We start from the raw sequence: 18811 nt of genomic DNA, 5'->3' as shown, positions 1-18811 counted from the left end.
CCGGCCACACCCGCGAAGGCACCCGAGATGGTGAAGGCCAGGAGCTTGTGGCGGGCCACGTCGATGCCGAAGGAGGCTGCCACGGACTCATCGGCGCGGATGGCCTGGAAGGCGCGCCCGAGCTTCGACCGGGTGACGTTGACGTCGACGACCCACAGCAGGACGATGAGCACCAGGAGGAGGGCCAGGTAGTCGGCGTTGCGGAGGAAGGTGAAGGCACCAACGATCGGACGCGGCACCTCGACACCCGACGAGCCACCGGTGATGGCCTGGGCTCGGAAGATCGACTGCTCCATGGCGTAGGAGAACGCGATGGTGACCACGGCGAGGTAGAGGCCGCGAAGCCGCAGGGCGGGCAGGCCCACGACGAACGCGATGGCGGCGCCCATGACCACGGCGGCCGGCAGCGCGACGGCGAACGGCAGGCCGAGGCGGTCGGGGCTGGTGAGCACGCCTGCGGTGAACGCGCCCACCCCCACCAGGGCGAAGTGCCCGAGGGAGATCTGACCGGCGTAGCCCATCACCAGGTTGAGGGCGAGGGCGGCGGCGGCCATGCAGATCCCGAGGCCGAGCACTCGGGCCTGCAACCCGTCGAAGGTGCCGGGGTCGAGACGTCCCAGCAGCGGAGGGAGGACGGCGGCGGCCACAAGCACGGCGGTGATGCGCGCCCAGCGCGGGAGGGCGGTCACGTCGACGCCCCGAGGAGGCCCTGCGGCCGGAAGAGCAGGATGCCCACGATGAGGGCGAACACCGCCAACGTGGGGATGCCCGGCAAGCCGCTGGTGATGGTGAGCGCTCCGACCTGGACCTCGAGGAGACCCACCACGACGCCGCCGAGGAACGCCCCGGGCAGGCTCACCAGGCCACCGACGAGCGCGGCCGCCAGCGCCTTGACGAACAGCTCGCTGGCGAAGCCGGGGACGAAGACGCCGATGGTGGGCACGATCAGCAGCAGGGCGAGGGCGCTGATCGCCGCCCCGGCGCCCCACGTGAAGGCCGACACGTGCGCCAGGCGCACCCCGACGAGGCGGACCGCGGTGGGGTCGTCGGCCGCGGCCAGCACGCCGAGGCCGAAGTCGGTGTGGCGCAGCAGCAATGCGAGGGCCACGCCGATCCCGATCGTGACGAGCAGGGCCAGGACCTGGGTGGGGCTCACCACGACCCCGGCGATGCTCACGCCGCCGCCGCCGAGCGGCCCGGCGACGGCCCGGGGGCTCTCGCCGAAGAGCCGGAAGCCCAGCGACAGCAGGAAGAGCAGCAGGCCGACGGTGGCGACCGAGACGGCGAGTCGTGAGGCGTCGACCATCTTGCGGACCACGAGGCGCTCAAAACCGAGCCCGACCACGGTCGCCGCCAGCACCGCCCCGGTGGCTCCGACGATCCAGGGCAGACCCCGGTCGGTGTTGAGGTACCAGGCCACGAAGAGCCCGATGGTGCCGATCTCGCCCTGGGCGAAGTTGAGGACCCGGGAGCCGCGGTAGACGAGGACGATGCCCACTGCGAGGAGGCCGTAGATGCCGCCGTAGACCAGGCCGAGGACCAGGTTCTGCGGGTCGGCCAGGGTCGAGACGACGCCCATCAGCCGACGCAGCGGGTGGTGCTGCGCCAGTTGACCTTGCCCGACGGGGCCTTGTACGTCTCCATCACGTTGACCAGGCCACCGCTGCCGTCGTGGCGTCCACCGGAGAAGTCGAGCTGGCACGTCGGCGACGTCGTGGCCTTGTAACCGTTGACGAGCAGGCCGACCAGCCGGTCGCGGTCGCAGTCCCGGCCGCAGGCCTGCAACAGCGCCACCAGGCGCTTCTGCTCCACCCAGTTGAGCCAGAGCAGATCGCCGGCGACGCCGCCGATGTCGGTGTTGGGTCGGTACTTGGCGTACTGGGCCTCGAACTCCCGCATGTCGTCTGCATAGGCGGCGAAGGTGCCCGTGTAGTCGCCCTTGCTGAAGCCCGGCCACGACGCGAGACCAACCATCGGGGGCTCGAGGGCGTCGTCGCCGAGGGTCTGGGATGTGAGGTTGAAGGGGAAGGCCACCCACTGGGGGCTGTAGCGCTGGGCCTTGGCCTGGGAGACCATCTGGGTCAGCGCCAGGGTGTTCTCCCAGCCCCACACCACCTCGGCGCCCGCGTCGCGCAGGCTGATGAGGGCCTGGGTGTAGTTGCCCTGGTTCTTCTCGACAGGGACGGAGAGCACGACGTCGAGCCCACGAGCCTCGGCCACCTCGCGGAAGGCGACGAAGCCCGGATCCCAGAACTCGCTGTTGCGGTAGAGGACGCCGATCTTCTTGTCGCTGTAGCGGGCGGCGATGAGCTGGGCGAAGGCCTGGCCCACGCGCTCGACGGTCGGCTGCGTCGTGTAGCTGTAGCGCTTGCCCTCGGTGCCCTTCACCGTGGCGATGTGGTGGAAGTAGAGCTCCTTGTTGGTCTCGGCCCAGTTGCGCACCCCGGGGATCTGGTCGAAGCCGATGCCGCCGAGGATCATGAACGGCTTGCGGGCACGGCACTCCTCGGCCGCCTCGATCGCCGTCGCCGGGTCGTAGTTGTCGTTGGTGTACGTGGCGTGGATCTTGCGGCCGTGGACACCGCCCGCGTCGTTGACGGCGCTGTAGTAGACGTTGAAGTCGTCGGACGTGGCGTTGAAGGCGGGCCCGTAGGTCAGCGCGGCGTGGCCGCAGATCGAGATGCTGTCGTCGGTGATCCCCCGGGTGGCATCGGCGCCGCTGTAGAGGCCGGCGCCCGCCGGTGCCGTGCCGCCTCCGTCGGGAGGCGGCGTGCCACCGCCCCCGTCGGTGGGCGCCGGTGCCTCGGTGCCGCCGTCGGAGGAGGAGCCCACCGGCGCAGACGGGTCGGAGCCGGTCGCGTCGGAACCCGCCCCGTCGCCGGTGCCGTCCTCGCCGTCGGCGGTGAAGCCGTCGGGCGCGCCGACGGCGAAGCCGTCGTCGTTCAAGGTGGTGGAGGTCCCGCTGCGCACGTCGCTCGCCGAGGTGTCGTCCTTGGCGCCGCTGCAGGCGGCGGCCACCATCGCCAACGCCAACAGGAGGGCGGTCGCCCGTCCCCGGGTGCTCGAGCGGTCTCGTGTCATGTCGTCCCCACCCTCACCGGACGATCGATCGATCGCCCTTTATCGGAAGTTTGGGTAGTATCGGAGCCCATGGGGGCGACTGTCAACCGATCGATCGTTCGGCCGTGGTGATCCCGGCCGAGGCGGACCGTGCCCGCCGACTCGTCAGCGACGCCCCTGCCCTCCCGGCCGGCGCGACGAAGGACGGCACCGCCGGACGCATCCTCGCCGCCGCCCTGGTGCTGTTCGCCGAGCAGGGCTTCAGCGGGGCGTCCATACGCGACGTGGCCGCCGCCGCCGGCGTCCGGTCAGCGACGCTCTACGCCCACCACCCCTCCAAGGAGCACCTCCTCGCCGAGATCGCCACCGTCGGCCACGAGGAGCACCACCGGACGCTCCGCGCCTCCCTGCTCGAGTCCGGGCCCGGCGCCGCCGACCAGCTGGCCCACCTCGTCCGGGCCCACGTCCGCTTCCACGCCGACTACTCGATGCTCGCCATGGTCGCCAACACCGAGATGCACGCCCTGGCGGCCCCGCTCGCCGCCCCGGCACTGGCGTTGCGCCGCCAGTCCGAGTCGATGTTCGAGGACGTCATCCAGCGCGGGATCGACCAGGGCTCCTTCGACGTGCCGCACCCGTGGGTCACCATGGCCGCGGTGGCCGGCATGGGCCTGCGGGTCGCCAACTGGTTCCGGCCCGGGTTCGAGCTCGACGCCGATCAGGTCGCGGCGGTGCACGCCGAGCTCGCCCTGCGGATGGTGGGCGCCACCAACGAGCGCTGATCCCTCCCGGCCGGCGGGACCCCGTCAGCCCTGCTGGAGCGCGGCGATCGACTCGGAGATGGCCAGCGCTCGGCGGGCGTTCTCGACGTGGAGGTTCTCGATCATCCGCCCGTTGACCGTCACCACGCCCTTGCCCTCGGCCTCGGCCGCCTCGAAGGCCTCGATGACCTCCCGGGCCTGGGCGACCTCGTCGTCGCTCGGGGCGAACACCTGGTTGCAGGGCTCGACCTGGCTGGGGTGGATGAGGGTCTTGCCGTCGAATCCCATCTGGCGACCCTGGACGCACTCGGCCTCGAAGCCGTCGGGGTCCTTGATGTCGTTGTAGACGCCGTCGAGGATCACCTTGCCGGCCAGTCGGGCGGCGAGGAGGCAGTGCTGGAGGGCGTACTGCATGGGTGCCCGGCCGGGCACCTGCTCGGCGTGGAGCTCCTTGGCGATGTCGTTGGTGCCCATCACCAGCACGGTCAGGCGCTCCGACGAGGAGGCGATCTCGGTGGCGCCGAGGATGCCGGCCGGCGTCTCGAGCATGGCCCAGATGCGGGTGGTGTCGGGTGCCCCGCCGGCCTCGAGCTGACGCTCGACCTCGGCGATGTCGGCGGCGCTGTCGATCTTGGGCACCAGGATGGCGGCGGGCCCCGCCTGGGAGGCGGCACGCAGGTCGTCGGCGCCCCACTGGGTGGCGAGGCCGTTGACCCGGATGACGACCTCGCGCAGGCCGTAATCGCCTGACGAGGCGACGGCGCACACGCGGTCGCGGGCTTCGGGCTTGGCGTCGGGGGCCACGGCGTCCTCGAGGTCGAGGATGAGGGCGTCGGCCGGGATGGCCTTGGCCTTCTCGAGGGCCCGCTCGTTGGCGCCGGGCATGTACAGCACCGAGCGGCGGGGGCAGAGGGCGTCGTCCATGTCGTGTCTCCTAGAGGTCGTAGGCGGCGGCCAGCTCGGGGTCGCGCTCGCTGAGCTCACGTGCCAGCTCGAGGATCACCTTGCACTGCTTGACCGAGGCGTCGTCCTCCATCTTCCCGTCGAGCAAGACCGCGCCGGTCCCGTCGCCCATGGCCTCGATCACGCGCTTCGCGTGGGCCACGTCGGCCGGGTCGGGGCTGAAGACGCGCTTGGCCACGTCGATCTGGACGGGGTGGAGGCTCCAGGCGCCCACGCAGCCGAGCAGGTAGGCGTTGCGGAACTGGTCCTCGCAGGCGACGGTGTCCTTGATGTCGCCGAAGGGCCCGTAGAACGGCAGGATCCCGTTGGCCACGCAGGCGTCGACCATGCGGGCGATGGTGTAGTGCCACAGGTCCTGCTGAAAGGTGGTGCGGCCCTCGGTGAGGTCGTCGCCCACCGGGTCGGTGCGCACCAGGTAGCCCGGGTGGCCGCCACCCACGCGGGTGGTCTTCATGCGGCGGTTGGCGGCGAGGTCAGCGGGCCCGAGGGAGAGCCCCTGCATGCGGGGGGAGGCGGCGCAGATCTCCTCGACGTTGGCCACGCCGCGCGCCGTCTCGAGGATGGCGTGCACGAGGAGGGGCCGCTCGAGGCCGGCCTTGGCCTCGAGCTGGGCGAGGAGGCGGTCGACGTAGTGGATGTCCTCGGGGCCCTCCACCTTCGGGATCATGATCACGTCGAGCGTGTCGCCGATCTCGCCCACCACGGTGACGAGGTCGTCGAGGCCCCACGGCGAGTCGAGGGAGTTCACCCGGGTCCAGAGCTGGGTTTCGGTGGTGTCCCACGACCGGCCGACCTCGATGAGCCCGGCGCGGGCCGCCTCCTTGTCGCTGGCCGGCACACCGTCCTCGAGGTTGCCGAGGAGGATGTCGACCGTCGGCGCGATGTCGGGGACCTTGGCCACCATCTTGGCGTTGGACGGCGGGAAGAAGTGGATCATCCTCGAGGGTCGGAACGGCACCTCCCGCACCGGATCGGGTGCACCCACGGCCAGGGGTCGGAAGAAGTCCTTCGCGCTGCGCATGGCCTGGACGGTACGCGGCGAGGGCGCCAGTGCGGGAATCAGGTGCCCTCGGTTCCCCTGCCCGGTGCAGCACCCGAGAGGTGCTTCTCCAGGAAGCCGACGACCCGCTCCTCCATGAACACGCGGTCGGCCTCGCCCCGCGGGACGTGGCGCTCGTCCGGGAAGAGCTGCAGCTCGTGGTCGACCCGGGCACGGATGAGGGCGTTGACGAGGCGGGCCGTGTGGCGGAAGTGCACGTTCTCGTCGATCAGCCCGTGGACCAGGAGCAGGCGTCCCCTGATCGCCTCGGCGTGGGTCATGACCGACGACCGCCGGTAGCCCTCCGGGTTGGAGGCCGGGGTGCCCATGTAGCGCTCGGTGTAGCAGGTGTCGTAGCCGTCCCAGCTGGTGACCGGCGCCCCCGCCACGGCGACCCGGAACACGTCGGGCGCCTTGGCCAGGGCCATGGCCGAGAGGTAGCCGCCGTAGCTCCAGCCGTAGATGCCCACCCGCCCGAGGTCGACGAGGCCCCGCCCGGCCAGGTCCCGGAGGGCATCGACCTGGTCGGCGATCTCCAACGAACCGAGGTCGTGGCGCACCGCCCCCTCGAAGGCCAGCCCCCTCCCCCAGCTGCCCCGGTTGTCGACCGAGACCACCAGGTAGCCGAGACCGCGCAGGTGCTGGGCCCGCATGGCCACCGTGCGGGCCCACGAGTCGGTGACCATCTGGGCATGGGGACCGCCGTAGACGGCGACGACGGTGGGGAACGGCCCCTCGCCCGCCGGGCGGTAGAGGGCGGCGTGGAGGGTGGTGCCGTCGGCGGTGGTCACCGTGGTGAGCTCGGGCGGCTGGAGGTCGAGGGCGGCCACCCGGGGGTCGGCCTCGTCGAAAACGGTGCGCTCCGCCGCGCCGTCGACCAGGGAGCGCAGCACCACCGTGGGCGGGCTCGTGGCGCTGTTGTGGGTGTCGACGAAGCGCCGGCAGCCGTGATCGACCACCACAGCATGGATGCCCGGCTCCGAGGTGAGGCGCACCGGAGCCGAGGCGCCGTCGAGGGCGACGGCGTAGAGGTGGCGCTCGGTGGGGCCATCGAGGGTCCCCGTGCACCAGACGGTGCCGGCCGAGCCGTCGGCCGGCTCGACATCGACGGCCGCCACGCCGTCGACCATCCAGTCCCCCGCCGTGAGGGTGCGCACGAGGCCCCCGTCGGCCGCCCGGACCTCCAGGTGCCGGAACCCGCTGCGCTCCGACGCCCAGAGGAAGCCGCCGTCGGGGAGGGCACGGAAGCAGCCGTGGACGTTGACCCAGACGTCGCTCTCCTCGGTGAGGAGGCAGGTCGACGAACCCGTGGCGGGGTCGACCCGGTGGAGGTCGAGACGCCCTTGGGCCCGGTCGAGCACCTGGACCGCCAGGGCGCCGTCGCTCAGCCACCCCACCCGGGCCAGGTAGCCCCCGGCGAGGTCGGGGAGGTCGGCCCAGACGATCTCACTCGGCTCCTCCCCCTCGCCCGGCACGGCCACGACACCCAGGCGCACCAACGCGTTGTCCGCTCCGGCGAAGGGGTAGCGGTGGTCCTCGTGGGCCCCCTCGCCCACCTCGTCGGCCCCCTGGTGGACGATCCGGTAGACGGGGACGCGTCGCTCGTCGACCTCGGCCACCGCCAGCGCCCGACCGTCGGGCGCCCACCACAGGCCCTGCGGCCGGTCGAGCTCCTCCTGGGCGACGAACTCGGCCAAGCCGTGTGTCCGACCTGCCTCCGACGCCCCGGAGGTGACCTGGCGGGCCGGACCGCTGCCGTCGGCCGGAACCACGTGGACCTCGCCGTCGACCACGTGTGCCACCAGGGAGCCGTCGGGAGAGAGCCGGGGGTCGAGCAACGCCGACGGCGCGTCGGCGAGGAGGGTCCGGCCGGGACCGCCCACCCCGTCGATCACATCGAGGCCGCCGGGGCCGGGCACGAGGAGGCGGTCGGCCTCGTCGGCCCAGGCGTACCGGGTCACCCCGAGCCCCAGCTCGCGCTGGCGCTCCCGGCGGAGCCGCTCCTCGAGCGACAGGTCCGCCTCGGTTGCACCACCCTCGGCGCCGGCCAGCACGCTCTCCTCGCCGGTGGCGACGACGAGGGCCACCAGCTCCCGGCGGAGCGTGCCGCCGACGGATCGCAGGAACGTCAGGTGGCGGTCGTCGGGGCTGAACGCCAGCGCCGTGGGGTGCAGCGTTCCGGGGAGGGGATGGCGCGCCACCTCCTCCAGGGGGATCGTCACGTCGCGTCAGCCGAGATTGGCGCGGAGGAACTCGAGCGTCCGGATCCAGGCGGTGCCGGCCGCCGCCTCGTCGTAGACCTCGGGGCGCTCGTCGTTGAAGAAGGCGTGGTCGACGCCGGGGTAGACGAGCAGCTCGGCATCCTTCCCGAGGTCGCGCAGGGTCGACTCCAGCTCGGCGACCTTCTCGGGGGTGAAGAAGGCGTCCTGCTCGGCGAAGTGGCCCTGCACCGGCGCGGCGAGCGCCGACCAGTCGGGCTGGGCCTCCGGCCAGGGGATCACCCCGTAGAACGGCACGCATGCCTTCACGGCGTCGGGGCGCTGCGTCGCCAGCACCAGGGCGAGGCCGCCGCCCATGCAGAAGCCGGTGACCCCCACGCCGTCGCCCCGGACGGCGTCGATGGCGAGGAGGTGGTCGACCGCACCGCCGAGGTCGCGGGCCGCCTGGCCGAGGTTCAGCGCCATCATCTTCTTTCCGGCCTCGTCGGGCTCGCTGACGGTCTCGCCGCGGTACAGATCGGGCGCCAGGGCGGTGAAGCCCTCGGCGGCGAAGCGGTCACAGACGTCCTTGATGTGGCCGACCAGGCCCCACCACTCCTGGATCACGATGAGGCCGATGCCGGCGCCCTGCTCGGGCGTTGCCAGGTAGCCGCTGCCGGTCGTGCCGTTGCTCGGGAACTCCACCATCTCACCCATGCCGGCGAACCTAGCGAAGGTCGTGGCCCGGCGCGACCCTCCCGACCGGCTCCTTGAGCAGCTCGGGGGCGACGGGACCATCGGCGCGGCCCTGCGCGTCGGAGATCGGGCCGGCGCCGCCGGGGCCGAAGACCACGTCGACGAGGTCGAGGGGGACGATGTCGTGCTCGGCGTCCCAGGGGCGCTCGGCCGAGATGGCCGCCAGCCGGGCGACGACGACGTCCCAGGTCCGCTGCGGGAGGGCCCGGCCGGCGCCGGCCACGCACCACACGGGCACCCCGGCGTGGGCGGCCACGGCGGCAGCGGCACGCGACCCCACAGCGGCGACGGCCCCGTCGGCGCCCAGCACGTCCGCCTCGATGACCACCACGTCGCTGGAGAGCACGGCAGCCGCCGTCGCCGCCTCGTCGACGGCGGTGGCCTCGACGTCGGCCCGGGCCAGGTGACGGGCCAGGGCATGTCCACCGCCCCGGGTGTCGACGACCAGGACGGTCACGTCCCCGCGCCCGGGCAGCGCCTCGGCAGCCACCTCGGGCCACCCGAGGACGGTGATGCGGGCCTCGGCCGGCAGGTGGAGGGCCAGGTGACGCGCGGTGGGGTCGGCCGTGACCTCTTCGACGACGGCCCACGCCTCGGCCCGTGGGTCGGCGGCGCACAGGGCTCGGGCGCAGAGGGTCCACAGCGGCCCCGACGCCGGGTTGCGCTCGATCAGGCGCCGGCAGGACATGACCAGGCCCGCCACGTCGTCGGCCATGCCGGCGAGCGCCGCAGCCGTCTCCTCGACCAGCACCCGGTGCTCGGCCGCACCCGACCGGGCCACGTACCGAAGGTGCTCGATGGGGTGCATCGACCCCGACGTTACCGGCGCCGCCCGGCTGCCGAGTTCGTCGCTCCTCCGGGTGTCCACTAGTTTCCCCGCCCGTGGTGACCGAGGCCCCGGCTGACCTGCCGTTGACACCGATCAACGGGGGCTCCCACACGCTCCAGCAGTGGTTGACCACGTTTCACCTGGTGACGGCGGTCCTCGACCCCTACACGGCCGAGAGCGCCTGGGTCCTGCCCACCGTCACCCGCATCTTCCGGGTCTACGGCGAGGCCGACTGCCGGGTGGCCATCGTCGTCACCTGCACGCCGGAGGAGGCCCGCCAGTTCCTCGGCCCCTACGCCAAGGAGTTCCTCACCTTCGCCGACCCCGACCGGGTAGCGGTCAAGGGCTTCGGCCTCGAGCGCCTCCCGGCCCTGGTCCACATCCGCCAGGACCTCAGCATCGCCGGCGCCTCCGAGGGCTGGGACCCCGAGGGGTGGCGAGCCGTCACCGAGCGCCTCTCCCGCGCCATGAGCTGGAGCCGGCCCACCATCCCGGGCCCCTCCGACCCCGCCGCCTTCACCGGCACCCCCGCCCTCGGCTGACGGCCCGCGAACCGGTACGGTCGGCGGCCGTGCCTGGGCCCTCCACTGACCGAAGCGACCTCGCCCGTGCCGGCGCCGGGGCCGGTCCCGCCCCCCTGATCGAGGGCCGGGGCCTCACCAAGCGCTTCGACGGCTTCGTGGCCGTCGACGGCATCGACTTCCGGGTGGAGCCGGGCGAGGCCTTCGGGTTCCTCGGCCCCAACGGCGCCGGCAAGAGCTCCACGATGCGGATGGTCGGCTGCGTCTCGCCCGCCTCCGACGGCGAGCTGCGCATCCTCGGGATGGACGCCCGCACCGAGGGGCCCCGCATCCGAGCCCGCCTCGGCGTCGTCCCCCAGGAGGACAGCCTCGACACCGAGCTGACGGTGTGGGACAACCTCATCATCTACGGGCGGTACTTCGGCCTGTCCCGCCGCGTCATCCGCGAGCGGGCCGAGGAGCTGCTCGACTTCGTGCAGCTCAGCGAGCGGCGCCACGACCGGGTCGACCCCCTCTCGGGCGGCATGAAGCGCCGGCTCACCATCGCCCGGGCCCTCATCAACCGCCCCGACCTGGTCCTCCTCGACGAGCCCACCACCGGGCTCGACCCGCAGGCCCGACACCTCCTCTGGGACCGCCTCTACCGCCTCAAGCAGGAGGGGGTCACCCTCGTGCTCACCACCCACTACATGGACGAGGCCGAACAGCTCTGCGACCGGCTGGTGATCATGGACGCCGGGCGCATCGTGGCCGAGGGGTCGCCCCGCCAGCTCATCGCCGACCACGCCACGCGCGACGTGGTCGAGCTGCGCTATCGCGACCCCGTCCTGCGCGACGCCGTGCTGCCGGTCGTCGAGGGCATGGCCAGGCGGGTGGAGGTCGTGGCCGACCGGGTCCTCATCTACACCGCCGACGGCGACGCGGTGGCGCACATCCTCGGGGAGCAGGGGCCGGCGCCGTCGTCCACCCTCGTGCGGCGGGCAAGCCTCGAGGACGTCTTCCTCATCCTCACCGGCCGCACCCTCGACGACTGATGCCGGCTGGGGAGGTGGTGCGGGTCGTCGAGCGGGAGGCGCAGGTCTTCCGGCGGCTGTGGCGGGGATCGGTGTTCAGCTCGGTGCTCACCCCGGTGCTGTTCCTCGGCGCCATCGGCATCGGGCTCGGCGGCCTCGTCGACGAGGCCAGCAGCGACGTCGCCGGCCTCAGCTACCTGGTCTTCGTGACCCCGGGTCTGCTCGCCGCCGGCGCCATGCAGTCGGCCGCCGGCGAGAGCCTCTGGCCCGTGATGGCCGGCCACAAGTGGATGCGGACCTACCACGCCATGGTGGCCAGCCCCATCCGGGCGCTCGACGTCTACGTGGGCGAGCTGGCGTGGACGGCGGTGCGCACCACCATCGGCGCCGTCGCCTTCCTCGCCGTGGCCGCCGCCCTCGGCGGGGTGCCGTCGTGGTGGGGCCTGCTCGCCGTCCCCGCCGCCGTGCTGTGCGCCTGCGCGTTCGCCGCACCCCTGTCGGCCTTCGCCGCCACCCAGCAGACCGACGTCTCGTTCTCGGTCATCATGCGGCTCGGGATCGTGCCGCTCTTCCTGTTCTCCGGCACCTTCTTCCCCGTGACCCAGCTGCCGGCGGGCCTGCAGCCCCTGGCGGTGGCATCCCCGCTGTGGCACGGCGTGGAGCTGTGCCGCATGGCCACCACCGGCACCCTCTCGGGAGCGCGGGCCGTGGGCCACGTGGCGGTGCTCGTCGCCGTGGTGGCCGCCGCCACCTGGTGGGGCGTGCGCACCTTCCGGCGGAGGCTGGCGGAGTGACCGACCAGCACCACCTCGAGGCACCGGCACCCTCGGCCCGGGCGTCGGCCCTGGGAGCGATCGTGGCCGGCCGCCGTCCGCTCAAGCTGGTGGAGCGCAACGCCATGGCCTACCGGCGAAGCTGGTACGTGTTCGTGGCCGGGTTCTTCGAACCGGTCCTCTACCTGCTGTCGATCGGCATCGGGGTCGGCGCCCTCGTCGGCGACCTGCCCGGCCCCGGCGGGCAGCCGATCGGCTACGAGGTCTTCGTGGCACCCGGCCTCCTGGCGGCGGCGGCCATGAACGGCGCCATCTTCGACACCACCTTCAACTTCTTCGTGAAGTACAAGTACGCCCACACCTACGACGCCGTCCTCGCCACCCCGCTGAGCGTGCACGACGTGGCATTGGGCGAGGTCATCTGGGCGCTGCTGCGGGGCGCGGCGTACTCGGCGGCGTTCCTCGTGGCCATGGTGGTGCTCGGCCTGGTGCAGTCGCCCTGGGCGGTGCTGGCCCTGCCGGTAGCGGTGCTCATCGGCTTCGCCTTCGCCGGCGCCGGCCTCGCCGCCACCACCTGGATGCGCTCGTTCATCGACTTCGACTACGTGATGCTGGCCATGGTGCCGATGTTCCTCTTCTCGGCCACCTTCTTCCCCCTGGACCGCTACCCGACCGCCATCGGGTGGCTGGTGCGGGCCACCCCCCTCTACCAGGGCGTCGCCCTCGAGCGGGCGCTGGTCCTGGGCGGTGTGAGCTGGGGGCTGCTGGTCCACGTCGCCTACCTGGCCGCGTTGGGCGCCGGGGGCGTGTGGATCGCCACCCGCCGCCTCGGCCGGCTGCTGCAGCCGTAGTGACCCAAAATGGGAGAGCCTCGGCGAAGCCGAGTCCGCTCCACGGCGCGCGAGCGGGTGGCGTCGACGGAAGGGGCCCGTCGACCGACGAAGGAGGGAGGTGGGAAGGGATCCCGTCGGCGACAGGACCCGTGAGCCCTTATTTGGTGGTGCCGCCCTTGGTGAGGGCGAGGACGTCGAGGGCCCGGTCGAGCTCGGCCTCGGTGAGGAGGCCCTGTTCGAGGACGATCTCCCGGATCGAGCGGCCGCTGGTGGTCGACTCCTTGATGACCTTGGCCGCCTTCTCGTAGCCGATGTATGGGTTGAGCGAGGTGCCGACCGACGGCGACGACTCGGCGTAGGCGCGGCACTGCTCCTCGTTGGCCTCGATGCCGGCGATCGCCTTGTCGGCGAAGACCCGGCTGACGGTCGAGAGGATCCGGATCGACTCGAGCAGGTTCCGGCCGATCACCGGCAGCATCACGTTGAGCTCGAGGTTGCCGGCTGAGCCGCCGAAGGCCACCGCGGCGTCGTTGCCCACGACCTGGGCCACCACCTGGCAGACCGCCTCGGGAATGACCGGGTTGACCTTGCCGGGCATGATCGACGAGCCCGGCTGGAGGTCGGGGATCCGGATCTCGGCCAGGCCGGTGCGGGGACCGCTGCCCATCCAGCGGATGTCGTTGGCGCACTTGTAGAGCGACATGGCGATGGTGCGCAGCACCCCGGAGCACTCGACCAGCGCGTCGCGCGCACCCTGCGCCTCGAAGTGGTCGCGCGCCTCCGACAACGGCAGGTCGAGCTCGTCGGCCAGGCGCTCGATGGCCTTCTTGGCGAAGGTCTTCGGGGCGTTGATGCCCGTGCCGACGGCGGTGCCGCCGAGGGGGAGCTCGCCCACCCGGGGGAGGACCGCCTGGAGCCGCTCCACGCCGATCTCGACCGCCATGGCGTAGCCGCCGAACTCCTGGCCGAGGGTCACCGGGGTCGCGTCCATGAGGTGGGTCCGGCCCGACTTCACGACCGTCTTGAACGCGCGCTGCTTCTTGCGCAGGGCCTTGGCCAGGTGCTCGAGGGCGGGGATCAGCTCATTGCTGATCTGGCTGGCGGCGGCCACGTGGATCGCCGAGGGGAACACGTCGTTGGACGACTGGCTGGCGTTGACGTGGTCGTTCGGGTGGACCTTGGTGTCGCCCTCCACCCGCTCGTTGGCCAGCGAGGCCAGCACCTCGTTCATGTTCATGTTGGTGGAGGTGCCCGACCCGGTCTGGTAGACGTCGATCGGGAAGTGGTCGTCCCAGCCGCCGGCCGCCACCTCGACGGCGGCCGACGCGATGGCGGTGGCCGCCTCCTTGGGGATCGTCCCGAGCTTGCCGTTGACCACCGCGGCGGCGCCCTTGACGGAGGCGAGGGCGGAGATGAGCGACCGCTCGACGGTCAGGCCGGAGATGGGGAAGTTCTCCACCGCCCGCTGGGTCTGCGCCGCCCACCTGGCGTCGGCCGGCACCCGGACCTCGCCCATCGTGTCGTGCTCGATGCGGTACCCGTCGCGCTGGTCGCTCATGACCGCACGGTACCGCCGTCCCGGCGCCCCCCGAGAACCGGGCCGTAGGCTCCCGGTGTGGCCCTTGCCGACGACCTCGCTGCCGCCGTCCGTCGGCTCCTCGACGGTCTGGACCAGGGGCAGCGGGCGCTGGCCAGCATCCCCTTCCACGACGCCGACCGGCACACCTGGGCCTACTGGCCGACCGACCGGAAGGGGTTGCCGGTCCACCTCCTCGATCGGGCCGGCACCAAGGAGGTGCACCGCTGCCTGAGCACCGTCCTGACGCCGACGGCGTTCGCCAAGGCAGTCGCGATCATGGGCCTCGACGAGGTCCTCGATCTGCGGGAGGGCCACGCCTGGGACCGACGGCACCGGGACGACTACTGGATCACCGTCTTCGGCACGCCGGGGGAGGCGCCCTGGGGCTGGCGCTTCGAGGGCCACCACGTCTCGATCCATGCCACCGTCGCCGGTGACGAGGTGACCATGGTCCCGCTCTTCCTTGGCGCCAACCCCGGCGAGGTGCGAGATGCTGATCGGGTGGTGGTGGCGCCGCTTGCCGCCGAGGAGTCGCTGGGATTCGAGCTGCTGCACGCCCTCACCGTCGAGCAGCGGGCAGACGCAATCGTGGCTGACTCGGCACCCGACGACATCCTGACCCGCAACGACCCTCGCATCGACGCCTCACTCGCCGAAGAGGGCATACCTCTCGCCGCCCTCGGCGGTGCGGCAGCGGCGGCGGCCGACGCGCTGCTGGCCAACTACCTCGGCCGGTTCCCGGCCGGCGCCAGGGGACCCGACCCCGTCGGGGCTCGCTTCGCGTGGGCCGGCGCCGACGAACCCGGGGCCGGCCACTACCACCGCCTCGCCGGACCGCGGGTCCTCGTGGAGCTCGACAACACCCAAGACGGTGCCAACCACGTCCACACCGTGGTCCGCGACCCGCAGGCCGACTTCGCCTACGACGTCCTTGCCGCCCACCATCGCTCCGCCCACGGGCCGGCCTGAGCGGCCGCAACCGGGGGGTCAGGGGCGGTCCCGGGCCAGGCGACGGAGGGGAGGGAGCGTGGGTGGTGGCTGGCGCACCCCGTCAGTTGACCTGCTTCTCGCGGCCCTCCCAGTAGGGGCCGCGCAGCTTGAACTTCTGGAGCTTGCCCGTCGCGGTGCGGGCCAGCTCCTCGCGCACCTCCACCGAGGTGGGGCACTTGTAGTGGGCCAGCCGGTCGCGGCAGTGCTCGATGAGCTCGGCCTCGCCGGCCTCCGCACCCGGCGCCAGCACCACCAGCGCCTTCACCGTCTCGCCCCATCGCTCGTCGGGCACGCCGATGACGGCCACCTCGGCGACCGCGGGGTGGGAGAACAGCGTGTCCTCGACCTCGATCGACGACACGTTCTCGCCGCCCGAGATGATCACGTCCTTCTTGCGGTCGGAGATGGTCAGGTGGTGCTCGTCGTCGAGGGTGCCGCCGTCGCCCGTGTGGAACCACGGCTCCGGGCCGGCACCGTCGAAGTTGGCGGGCTTGATGGCCGCCGCCGTGGCCTCCGGCTGCTCCCAGTAGCCCTCGAGGACCACGTTGGACCGGGCGAGCACCTCGCCCTCGTCGTCGATCGCCAGGCGAACGCCGATGGCCGGCGCGCCGGCGCGGCTGAGCCGGGCAGCGCGCTCGGCGGGGTCGAGGCCGTCGTCCTCCGGCTCGCTGCGGTTGACGGTCAGGAACGGCGAGGTCTCGGTGAGCCCGTAGATCTGGATGAGCTCCCAGCCCAGCTCGGTCTCCACCCGCTCGATGGTGCGGGTGGGGGGCGGCGCGCCGGCCACGACGATGCGGGTCCGGCCCGACCCGGGGATCTCCCCGTCCCAGGTGGCGGCGGCGTCGAGGACCATGGAGACCACCGCCGGCGCGCCGCACATGAGGGTGACCCCGTGGCGCTCGACCCGACGGAGGATCTCGGCGCCGTCGACCTTGCGCAGCACCACCTGGGGCACGCCCATCCCGGTGGTGGCGAAGGGCATCCCCCACCCGTTGGCGTGGAACATCGGCAGGGTGTGCAGGTAGACGTCCCGGCCCGAGACCCCGGTGTGCCAGCCGAAGGTGGCGGCGTTGAGCCACAGGCTGCGGTGGGTCAGCTGCACGCCCTTGGGCCGGGCGGTGGTGCCCGAGGTGTAGTTGATGGTGGCGGTGGCGTCCTCGTCGGCATCCCACGGCTCGGGTTCGGCTCCCTCGCGGTACAGCTCGGTGTCGGTGTCGGTGCCGAGGACGAGGCGGTGCCGGACGTCGATGCCGGCCAGGGACTCAGCCAGCTCGGGGTCGACGAGGAGCACCGAGGCGCCCGAGTGATCGACGATGTAGGCGATCTCCGCCGGGCTGAGGCGGAAGTTGATCGGCACCAGGACCCGGCCCCATGCGCTGACCCCGTAGAACGAGGTCAGCAGCCGGGCCGAGTTCTGGCTGACCACCGCCACCCGGGCGCCACGCTCGACCCCGAGGGCGTCGAGCGCCGCGGCCTGGGCGCGGGCAAGCTCGGCCATGCGCCCGTAGGTGAGGTCGCCGAGGCCGCCACCGAGCGTTCCTGGCTCGTCGACCACACCGATGCGTGCCCCGTGGACCCTCTCGGCCCGTTCGAGGAAGTCGGCGACGGTGAGCGGGACCTTCATCTGCGGTGCTTCCCCCCTGGCAGCGGCTGGTGTGTGCCGAACCTAGCGCTACGGGCTCCGGGCGTCCTCCGGCTGACCGGTCAGCGGGCGGTCCAACCCCCGTCGACCACGAGCGTGTGGCCGGTGACGTAGGTGCTCGCATCGGAGGCCAGGAACAGCAGCGCCCCGTCGAGCTCGTGGAGCTCGCCACCCCTCCCCACCGGCGTGTTGCGACGGATCCAGCGCTGCCCACCCTCGTCGCCGAACATGTCGGCGGTCATCTCCGAGGGGAACCACCCGGGCGCGATGGCGTTGACCCGAACGCCACGACGGGCCCACTGCAAGGCCATCTCGCGGGTGAGGTTGACGACCCCCGCCTTGCTGGCGGCGTAGGAGGCCTGGGGGATCTGACCGGCGCCCACCAGACCGAGCACCGAGGCGACGTTGACGATGACCCCCGATCCCTGGTCGAGCATGTGGCGGCCGGCCTGCCGGCTGAGGTGGAACAGGCCGGTGAGGTTGACGTCGACCACCCGTCGGAAGACCTCCAGCGGCTCGTCCTCCACCGGCATCGGCTCGGTGATCCCGGCGTTGTTCACCAGCAGGTCGATCCGGCCGAAGCGCTCGATGGCGGTGGTGACCAGCGCCTCCACCGAGTCGGGATCGGCCACGTCGCAGGCCACGGGCACCACCCCGTCGAGGCCGTCGGCCAGCTCCTCGAGCCTCTCGACCCGCCGGGCTGCCACCACGACCTGGGCGCCGGCAGCGTGGAGCACCTTCGCGAAGCGGGCGCCGATGCCGCTGGACGCACCGGTGAGCACCGCCGTGCGCCCGTCGAGGCGGAAGGGTGCGAGGGGGTCGAGAAGGTCGCTCATGGGCGAGAAGCCTACGGAGGGGCCTTCGAGGCCGGCGAGCCACGGAGCACCGACACCTAGGCTCCGGGCGTGAAGGTACGCATCGGCTACGGCCTCGGCACCTCGGGCATGAGCGGCGAGGCGGAGCGCTTCGGGCCCTTCGTCGACGACCTCGAGCGGCTCCACTTCGACTCGCTGTGGCTCTCGGAGCGGGTGGGCAGCGGCGCGCCGGACCCCCTCGCCGCCCTTGCCTTCGCCGCCGGCCGGACCCAGCGCCTCAAGCTCGGCACCAGCGTGCTCGTGGTCCCCGGCCGCAACCCGGTGCTCCTGGCCAAGGAGCTGGCCACCATCGACCGCCTCTCCGACGGGCGCCTGCTGCCCGCCGTGGGGCTCGGCGCGGTCGACCCCCACGAGCAGCAGGCCTTCGGCGTCGAGCGCGGCGACCGGGCCGCGTGGTTCGACGAGGCCGTCCCGCTCCTGCGCCGGCTGTGGCAGGGCGAGCCGGTGGACCACCGTGGCGAGCGGTTCCGGCTGGACGGCGTGCGGGTCCTGCCCACACCGGTGCAGGAGCCCCTCGAGCTGTGGCTCGGGGGACGGGCTCCCTCGGAGCTGCGGCGGGTGGGCCGCCTCGGCGACGGCTGGCTCCCGTCGTTCTGCACGCCCGACGACGTGGTGGCCGGGCGCAAGCTCGTGGAGGAGGCGGCGGCCGCCGCCGGGCGGACCATCGACCCCGAGCACTGGGGCGCCTTGGTCGCCTACGCAACGAGGCCGCTGCCCGATCGGGTGGCCGCCCTCCTGGCCAAGCGCCGACCCGACATCGACCCGACCGCCATCGTCCCCGTGGGCCTGCCCGCCCTGCGCGCCACCCTCGAGCGCTTCTGCGAGGTGGGTACCTCCAAGTTCGTGGTGGTCCCCGTCGACGAGCCCGCCGACTGGACCGAGGCGCTCGAGGCGGTTGCAGAGGCGGTCCTCCCCCTCCAGGTCTGACCGGGCGCACCCGACGGTGGCGTAACGATCTTCTCGAACTGGCAGGAACGCG

18 protein-coding genes are annotated in these 18811 nt (G+C 72.6%); 7 read left to right on the top strand and 11 right to left on the bottom strand.

The annotated features are described in order from the left end of the window. The 3 genes from VMN58_11825 to VMN58_11815 all read right to left on the bottom strand — a co-directional run. Positions 1-689 (bottom strand): branched-chain amino acid ABC transporter permease (locus tag VMN58_11825; GenBank protein HUF33883.1); only part of this gene is annotated, 689 nt, incomplete at its 3' end. Then, complete coding sequence (locus tag VMN58_11820; GenBank protein HUF33882.1) at positions 686-1579, bottom strand: branched-chain amino acid ABC transporter permease; 894 nt, start codon at positions 1577-1579, stop codon at positions 686-688. The genes VMN58_11820 and VMN58_11825, both read right to left, overlap by 4 nt. After that, complete coding sequence (locus tag VMN58_11815; GenBank protein ID HUF33881.1) at positions 1579-3081, bottom strand: ABC transporter substrate-binding protein; 1503 nt, start codon at positions 3079-3081, stop codon at positions 1579-1581. Before VMN58_11815 ends, VMN58_11820 begins: the two co-directional genes overlap by 1 nt. A 104-nt stretch (positions 3082-3185) precedes the next feature. On the opposite strand from VMN58_11815, the gene VMN58_11810 reads away from it, so the two are divergent. After that, complete coding sequence (locus VMN58_11810) at positions 3186-3842, top strand: TetR/AcrR family transcriptional regulator (protein ID HUF33880.1); 657 nt, start codon at positions 3186-3188, stop codon at positions 3840-3842. 24 nt (positions 3843-3866) lie between these two features. Here the strand turns inward: VMN58_11810 and VMN58_11805 are convergent, their stop codons facing one another. The 5 genes from VMN58_11805 to VMN58_11785 are packed head-to-tail and all read right to left on the bottom strand — an operon-like array spanning position 3867 to position 9585. Further along, complete coding sequence (locus tag VMN58_11805; protein ID HUF33879.1) at positions 3867-4745, bottom strand: CoA ester lyase; 879 nt, start codon at positions 4743-4745, stop codon at positions 3867-3869. A 10-nt stretch (positions 4746-4755) separates the two neighbouring features. Next, positions 4756-5805 (bottom strand): CoA ester lyase, encoded by a 1050-nt coding sequence (locus VMN58_11800; GenBank protein ID HUF33878.1) that lies wholly within the window; start codon positions 5803-5805, stop codon positions 4756-4758. 38 nt (positions 5806-5843) lie between these two features. Next, positions 5844-8045, bottom strand: coding sequence for a DPP IV N-terminal domain-containing protein (locus VMN58_11795; protein HUF33877.1), 2202 nt, complete (start codon positions 8043-8045; stop codon positions 5844-5846). 6 nt (positions 8046-8051) lie between these two features. Continuing rightward, positions 8052-8738 carry a dienelactone hydrolase family protein gene (locus tag VMN58_11790; GenBank protein HUF33876.1) on the bottom strand — a complete coding sequence of 229 codons (687 nt, stop codon included), beginning with the start codon at positions 8736-8738 and terminating at the stop codon, positions 8052-8054. A 10-nt stretch (positions 8739-8748) separates the two neighbouring features. After that, positions 8749-9585: a hypothetical protein gene (locus VMN58_11785; protein HUF33875.1), complete on the bottom strand. Its 837-nt coding sequence runs from the start codon at positions 9583-9585 to the stop codon at positions 8749-8751. 74 nt (positions 9586-9659) lie between these two features. Here VMN58_11785 and VMN58_11780 point away from each other — a divergent pair, with 74 nt between their 5' ends. The 4 genes from VMN58_11780 to VMN58_11765 are packed head-to-tail and all read left to right on the top strand — an operon-like array spanning position 9660 to position 12764. Further along, positions 9660-10148 carry a hypothetical protein gene (locus VMN58_11780; protein ID HUF33874.1) on the top strand — a complete coding sequence of 163 codons (489 nt, stop codon included), beginning with the start codon at positions 9660-9662 and terminating at the stop codon, positions 10146-10148. Positions 10149-10177: 29 nt separating this feature from the next. Next, entirely contained in the window at positions 10178-11161 is a 984-nt protein-coding gene (locus VMN58_11775; GenBank protein HUF33873.1) for an ABC transporter ATP-binding protein, read from the top strand. Further along, positions 11161-11934, top strand: coding sequence for an ABC transporter permease (locus tag VMN58_11770; protein HUF33872.1), 774 nt, complete (start codon positions 11161-11163; stop codon positions 11932-11934). Before VMN58_11775 ends, VMN58_11770 begins: the two co-directional genes overlap by 1 nt. Beyond that, entirely contained in the window at positions 11931-12764 is an 834-nt protein-coding gene (locus tag VMN58_11765; GenBank protein ID HUF33871.1) for an ABC transporter permease, read from the top strand. Before VMN58_11770 ends, VMN58_11765 begins: the two co-directional genes overlap by 4 nt. 139 nt (positions 12765-12903) lie before the next feature. On the opposite strand, the gene VMN58_11760 is transcribed toward VMN58_11765, so the two are convergent. Then, positions 12904-14304, bottom strand: a complete 1401-nt coding sequence (locus VMN58_11760; protein ID HUF33870.1) for a class II fumarate hydratase — start codon at positions 14302-14304, stop codon at positions 12904-12906. Positions 14305-14361: 57 nt separating this feature from the next. Here VMN58_11760 and VMN58_11755 point away from each other — a divergent pair, with 57 nt between their 5' ends. Further along, on the top strand, positions 14362-15294 hold the full coding sequence (locus VMN58_11755; GenBank protein ID HUF33869.1) for a DUF3500 domain-containing protein: 933 nt from the start codon (positions 14362-14364) through the stop codon (positions 15292-15294). 82 nt (positions 15295-15376) lie between these two features. On the opposite strand, the gene VMN58_11750 is transcribed toward VMN58_11755, so the two are convergent. Further along, complete coding sequence (locus VMN58_11750; protein HUF33868.1) at positions 15377-16939, bottom strand: AMP-binding protein; 1563 nt, start codon at positions 16937-16939, stop codon at positions 15377-15379. Between the two features lie 80 nt (positions 16940-17019). Continuing rightward, a complete protein-coding gene (locus VMN58_11745; protein HUF33867.1) occupies positions 17020-17793 on the bottom strand; it encodes a glucose 1-dehydrogenase in 774 nt (257 codons plus the stop codon). A gap of 69 nt (positions 17794-17862) precedes the next feature. Here VMN58_11745 and VMN58_11740 point away from each other — a divergent pair, with 69 nt between their 5' ends. After that, positions 17863-18759, top strand: coding sequence for a TIGR03619 family F420-dependent LLM class oxidoreductase (locus VMN58_11740; GenBank protein HUF33866.1), 897 nt, complete (start codon positions 17863-17865; stop codon positions 18757-18759). Positions 18760-18811 lie beyond the last annotated feature (52 nt).

This window comes from Acidimicrobiales bacterium (assembly GCA_035512495.1).
Lineage (GTDB): Bacteria > Actinomycetota > Acidimicrobiia > Acidimicrobiales > CADCSY01 > DATKDW01.
Note: the sequence above shows the minus strand (reverse complement) of the source record. Positions and strands in the feature narration are given on the sequence as shown.